The sequence below is a fragment of the Clostridium sp. C105KSO13 genome (genome assembly GCF_001517425.1).
GTDB lineage: Bacteria > Bacillota > Clostridia > Lachnospirales > Lachnospiraceae > Muricomes.
Window position 1 is genome coordinate 1 of record NZ_FBWL01000047.1, and the last position, 503, is coordinate 503.

The window sequence follows — 503 nt, forward strand, 5'->3', positions numbered from 1 at the left end:
GATGAACTGGGAAAATGTAAGGCCATTCTTTGAATTTAGCGATGATATAAGAAGGATAATGTATACGACGAACATTGTGGAATCTGTGAACCGCCAGTTCCGGAAGGTAACCAAAACCAAGAGTGCATTTCCGACAGATGCATCGCTGGAGAAGATGCTGTATATGGCCGCCCAGAATATCATGAAGAAATGGACGCAAAGATACCGCAACTGGGATATGGTTTTAAGCCAGCTGATGATTTTGTACCCAGAGCGGATTCAACCGTACCTGTAATCAGAGAGGAGCCAGCGGTCTAATATATTTGCAAAGGACCGCCGGCAACTTTTATACTTTCGGCATCTATAGTATACCCAGAGCACTCATAATTTATACTTGAGGCCGGGTGTGGGCAGAGCCCATGAAAAACAAATATAGATGTCTTATTTGCTATGAAATTTTTTCGAAAAAAGGTATAAAATTTTCAGATGCGGTAATACTATAGATAGAAATAAAATTCGACATT

1 protein-coding gene is annotated in these 503 nt (G+C 40.6%); it reads left to right on the forward strand.

Annotated features, from left to right (window positions below; translation table 11 throughout):
* Positions 1-274: transposase (locus BN3456_RS00165; RefSeq protein WP_141654466.1), on the forward strand; the 274-nt coding region annotated here is incomplete at its 5' end.
* Between the last annotated feature and the right edge of the window lie 229 nt (positions 275-503).